At 66.6% G+C, this 5,788-nt stretch carries 2 protein-coding genes; both read right to left on the bottom strand.

All coding sequences use genetic code 11. The features are described 5' to 3' along the window. On the bottom strand, positions 1–3,004 hold a 3,004-nt coding region (gene addA / locus MOV74_RS29475; RefSeq protein ID WP_246930189.1), incomplete at its 3' end, for a double-strand break repair helicase AddA. Continuing rightward, a partial coding sequence (gene addB / locus MOV74_RS29470; protein WP_246930187.1) for a double-strand break repair protein AddB occupies positions 2,998–5,788 on the bottom strand: 2,791 nt, incomplete at its 5' end. The genes addA and addB, both read right to left, overlap by 7 nt.

Below are 5,788 nucleotides of genomic sequence, written 5' to 3'. Positions count from 1 at the left end.
CGTGCAGGGATTGCAGCAGCCGGTGCACCAGCGTGCCGCGTTGCAATGCAAGGGCGCGGGACTGGACCGATTCGCCTGATCGCACCGTGCGCCCTTCCCCGGCTGGCTGTCCGGAGGGACGCACCGGATCGTCGTCGGCGGTCTCGCGTGGTGCCGGCGCAAGCAGCCAATCGGGCAGGGCGACGGTCTGGTCTACGGACGTCGCCGGTGTGCCGAGCGCCGCGACATCCTCCGGCCGGGCGAATCGGGTCACCTTGCCGAGCGGCGTCTCGATGACCTGCTTGTCGAGGCCCGCGCCGGCGAGCCCGGTGTCGATCAGGTCATACCAGCTCAGCTTGCGGACCGCCTTCCTGTTGCCCGGCAGACAGCCACCGACGATCAGGCGGTCCGCCGCGCGGGTCATCGCAACGTAAAGCAGGCGGCGATACTCATCCTCGGTCTCTTCGAGCATCGCGTTGCGCGCTTCGGCAACCGGTTTGGGATCGTCCGCCTTGCGGCCGGCCCAGACCACGACCTCGCCGCTATTGCCGCGCGGGACGTGGATCAGTTGAAGTCGCTGCGAATCCGCAGGCGATGAGGTGGTGTCGACCATGAACACGACGGAGGCCTCCAGGCCCTTGGCGCCATGCACCGTCATCACCCGCACCTCGTCGCGCGAGATCTCCATGTCGCGCTTCACTTCGGTGTCAGCCGAGCGCAGCCAGGCCATGAAGCCCTGCAGCGAGGCCGGCGCCTTGCGCTCGTAGTTCAGCGCGAGCTCCAGGAATTCGTCGAGCGCGTCATTGGCCTCATGTCCCAGCCGGCGCAGGATGCGCGCGCGCCCGCCGTCGCCGCCGAGCAGCCAGGCGTAGAAGGCGAACGGCGTCTCGTCGCGGGCACGAATCTCGCATGCCTCGAGCCGGCGCAATGCGGTCGCGAATTTCTCGTTTGTGGAAGCATGCTCGCCCAGCGCACGGCGCAGCGATCCCTTTCGGTCATGGGCCAGTTGGAACAGGTCGTCGTCATCGAGCCCGAACAGCGGGCTCTTCAGCGCCACCGCCAGCGCAAGATCGTCCTGCGGCAGCAGCAGCGCGTCGGCGAGATTCATCAGGTCGATGATGGCGATGTGTTCGGTGAGCTTGAGCCGGTCGGCGCCCGCGACCGGAACGCCAGCGTGCTTCAGCGCCTGGATCACGGCGTCGAACGCGTTGCCGCGCCGGCGCACCAGGATCAGCATGTCGCCGTAGCGCAATGGACGGCGCTCGCCCTCATGTCCCGTCAGCGTGCCGCTCTCGACCAGCCGCTTGATCTCGGCCTGGATGCGGCGTGCGAGCTTCACTTCGGGGCTGGTGACGGCGACCCCGTCGAAGGGGGCGCGCCAGCCCTCGATGTCCTGCCTGTCATCGGCTTCCGCGAGATCCCACAGTTCGATCACGCTCGGCCCGGCATCGGCGAGCGCATTGTGCAGGGGATGGCCGATGGCGATAGAATGGATGCTCTTGTAGATCTGGGGCTCGCGGAAGACATGATCGACCGAGTTCAGGATCGTTGCGCCCGAACGGAACGAATAGGTGAAGGCGACCGGGTCGAACTTGAGCCCGGCGGCTTTGAACCTGCGGTCCAACTCTCGCTTTCGCTTGTCGAACTCGTGCGGGTCGGCCCCCTGGAACGAGAAGATCGATTGCTTCTCGTCGCCGACCGCGAACACCGTGCGGTTCAGCCCCTCACGCGCGCCTTCTCCGGCCGTGAACTCCGAGATGATATGCCCGACGATGTCCCATTGCCGCGGGCTGGTGTCCTGGGCCTCGTCGATCAGGACGTGATCGACGCCGCGGTCGAGCTTGTAATGCACCCAGCCCGAGGCGACGCGATTCAGCATCGCGAGCGTCTTGTCGATGAGGTCGTCATAATCGAGCAGCCCGCGCTCCTGCTTTTCGCGACGGTAGTTTGCGGCGGCGGCAGTTGCGATATGCAGCAGGGCTGCGGTGCGGTCGCGCATGGTCACCGCGCGACGCTTTTCGATCAGCTCACCGAGCCGCTGCGCCTCGTTCTCGAACAGGCGGGTAACGGACGGGTTGTGATCGCAAAATTTCTTGGTCAGAACCGCCTTGCGCGGCAGCTTCTCGTCGGTGAGGAAGACGCAGAGATAGGCATCGACCTGCGCGCTGCCGGAAAAGACTTTTGCTTCGCGCAGCCGGCCGGCCTGGTCGTTGTCGGACTTGCTGCCATCCTCTAGCGCAAAGGCGATGTCGTCCCAGCGCGACCGCGGCAGGAATGGGCCGTCGAGAATCTCCGTCTCGACGTCCTCGATACGGTCGCCCGCATCGACGCCGAGCACAGCTGCCATCTGTTCGATCGCCGCCCCGGCTTTGCCGGCCTCGTCGGTCCAGGCCATGAAATGATCGCGGCTGAGGCACGCCTCACGCACGACCTCCTTGAAGGTCACATCGGCCGCGCTTGCCATGGCCGTCAGCAGCGCGCGGCCGGTGATGCTGTCCGGATCGCGCGCGGCCTCCAGCAGCACCTTCAGATTGGCGCGCTCCATCATGTCGGTCTGGTCGCGTTCGTCGATGACCGAGAAGCGCGCAGGAACATTGGCCTCGAACGGAAACTGCTGGAGCAGGCGGGTGCAGAGCGCGTGGATGGTCTGTACCTTCAATCCGCCCGGTGTCTCCAGCGCGCAGGCGAACAGTTTTCGCGCGTCACGACGCAGTTTTCGGTCCGGATGCGGGATGCCGACGGCGCGGATCGCGGCATCGAGCGCGGTATCATCCAGCGTCACCCAATGACCGAGCGTCGTGAACACGCGCTCGGCCATGTTGGCGGCGGCGGCCTTGGTGAAGGTGATGCAGAGGATCTTTTCCGGCGGCACGCCTGACAGCAAGAGGCGGATGACCCGCTGCACCAGCACATGCGTCTTGCCCGAGCCGGCATTGGCCGACACGAAGGCCGAGGCGGTCGGATCCGACGCGCGCGCCTGCCGCGCGCGCACCTCGTCGGGAATGGGCCGCGGTGCCTTTACCATTCCTCGATTCCCAATCCGCCAGCCGCGGACCATTCCTTGATCCGGGCGAGGTCGTCATAGGCGCCATAGCGGTTCGTCCACATCGGCAGGTTCAGCGAGGTGTAAGGCTGATTCTCGTCCTCAAAAGCGCGGATCAGGGCCTCCAGCTTGGCTCGCGCTTCGGCAGCTGCCGTATCCGGCGGCTGCGGCTCGTCACCCTGCTTGAACTTGAGCTGGAGAATGCGCTCCTCGCCCGGCGGATTGTTCCCGCTGAGGCGGATATAGACGAGCTGGCTCACGGAGGAGCCAGCATCGATATCGGGAAAGCCGCCTTCGCGCAGAATCGCGGCCTCCAGGGTCAGCTGCGGCGAGAGGCCCATGCGAACCTGCTTGCCGGTCGGCGGCTGTCCGGTCTTGTAGTCGAGGATGGCGTAGCTGCCGCCCGTGCGGCGTTCGATGCGGTCGGCGCGCGCGGAAAGATAGAAAGTGCGCGCATTGTCGAGCCGGATCGAGATTTCGCCGCGGGTCTCCGCGGTGATCGCCTCGATCGCCTCGCGGCGCACGGTCTCCCATTCGCCAAACCAGCGCGCGATGCGCTGGAAGCGCGGCCACCACAACGCTCGCGCCTCGGGGCGCTCCATCAGCGGCGCGAAATACTTCTCACCGATCGCGCGCAGAACGCGGGCGGGATCGTCGGGCAGGCGCGTGGCATAGGCTTCGGTGAATTCGCCAAGCGCATCGTGGATGGCCGAGCCGCGGTCGGCGGCCGACAGCGGCATATCGACGGGATCGAGCGCATCGAGCCGCAAGATGTGCTTGGCATAGATCGTGTAGGGATCGCGCAGCCAATCCTCGATCGTGGTGACCGACATTTTTAGCGGTCGCACCGCGCGCGGCGGCCGCGGCTCGGGCTGCTTGATCGGCTGGACTTCGGCGGGCTGGTCGAGCGCGCCGGCGAACTGCACATATTTCTCACCGGCGCGAACGGCCGCCTTCCAATGATCGTCGCCGGCAACCGCTTCCAACCGGTGCAGGAAGCGCGAAGCAACCGCCGGCGCGCCGCCGGCCTTGGCGGAATGGGTGAGGATGACTTCGTCGCCGCCGAGCAGCTGGGTAAAATCGTGGGCGGACAGGCCGATGCGGCGCTCCGGCAGATCGAGACCGAGCTCGTGCCGCATCGGCCGGCTGAGCCAGGGATCGATCCGTGGCGACGGCGGCCAGACGCCTTCGATCAGTCCGCCGATGACGATGCGGTCGGCCTGCATCAGGCGCGATTCCAGCGGGCCGTAGATCTGCAGCCGCGCGCCCGGTCTGTCTCGCCGCCGTACCGCGCGATCACTGAACGCGGTCTGGAAGACGTCGGGATATTCGGGCAGCGGCACCATCAATCCGCTGGTCGTGCCGCCGCGCAGGAGATCGTCGAAGGCGCTGGCGAGCGCAAGGCCCTCGCGCTCCTCGAAGGCGAGCGGGATGCCCTGCTCGTCGCGCGACAGCTCGATCATGATCTCGCTATGCCGATGCGCGAGCTCGGCGAAGTCGAATGGCTTTGACGATACGAGGCTTTCGATCGGCACCAACGCCCTCTGCAAGGCGTCGATCAGCGCCTGGATGCGATCGATATCCTCGGCCTTGAGCCGCGCGCGTGGCTCGGCCTTGTGGAGTGCCGAGACCTCGCTGCGCCAGAGCTTTGTCAGCTCGTCGCGAAAGCGGTTGAACTCGCGCAAGAGACCGCCCGTGCCGGCAGGCGGGCGTGTGCCGCGCAACACCGCGAGCTCCAGCCCTTCGATCGCCGCTTTCCATGCGCCCGCCGCGCGGCCAAGCCGGCACAGCGGATGCTTCAGCATCGCCAGCAATGTCGGCGGCTCCAGGCCCTTTGTCGCTGCCTCTGCCACGAGTCGTGCAAAGACCCCGGCGGGTGTTTCCATCAGCACGTCACCGCCGGAATCGTCGAAATCGAGATCCCATCGCGTCAGCGCCGCCATCACCCGTCGCGCCAGCGCACGATCGGGCGTCACCAACGCCGCCGACTTGTCGAGATGTCGTGCTTCGCGCATCGCAATCGCGATCGCGAGCGCTTCCATCTCAGGGTTGGGCGCTTCGACGACGGAAAGGTTCATCATGCCACCGGCGATCTTGGTGGCGACATCCGGCTGCTTCAGCCGGTCGTGCCAGACTTCCGTCTTGGCCGATGGCCGCATCGATTCCGAGGCGAGCAGGTCGCGGCCGCCTTCTGCCGGCGACTGAAGGATGTCAACGTCGCTGCGCTTGATGCCAAACCGATCCAGCAGCGCATTCATGGCATATTGCGGATGGTTCGACGCCGGATGCTCCGCGAATTTGCCGAGCGCATCGCGAACGCCGCCGATGGTCCGCCAGGCGTCGTCATCGAGATCGGTGTCGAGGCCCGGCAGCACCACGGCGCCATGCGGCAGCGATGCGACGGCGTGCAGGAATTTGGCGGTGGCGGGCATCGAGCCGGTCGAGCCCGCTGCGATCACGGGGCCATTGGGATGCGCGGTCAGGCGTTTGGCTTCCGCCGCGATCAGGAGATCGCGCCGTGCCGCGGGCTCGATCCGCTTGATCTCGGCGAGATGAGCTGGCCAGGCGATGCGCGCGATGCGCAGAAATTCGAGCGAGTGCTGCCAGTAGCGGTCGAGGTTATCAGGCACGAGGCCATCGAGCGCGTTCCAGTCGACGCCGCGCGTGACCATGTCGTCGATCAGGCGTGCGAGATCGCCGGCGAGAGCAAGGGTCGAAGCGGGTCCGCCGACCACCAGCGGCGCCAGCACCGGGCCCTTGGCCCAG

The organism is Bradyrhizobium sp. SHOUNA76 (assembly GCF_023006445.1).
Classification (GTDB): domain Bacteria; phylum Pseudomonadota; class Alphaproteobacteria; order Rhizobiales; family Xanthobacteraceae; genus Bradyrhizobium.
Note: the sequence above shows the minus strand (reverse complement) of the source record. Positions and strands in the feature narration are given on the sequence as shown.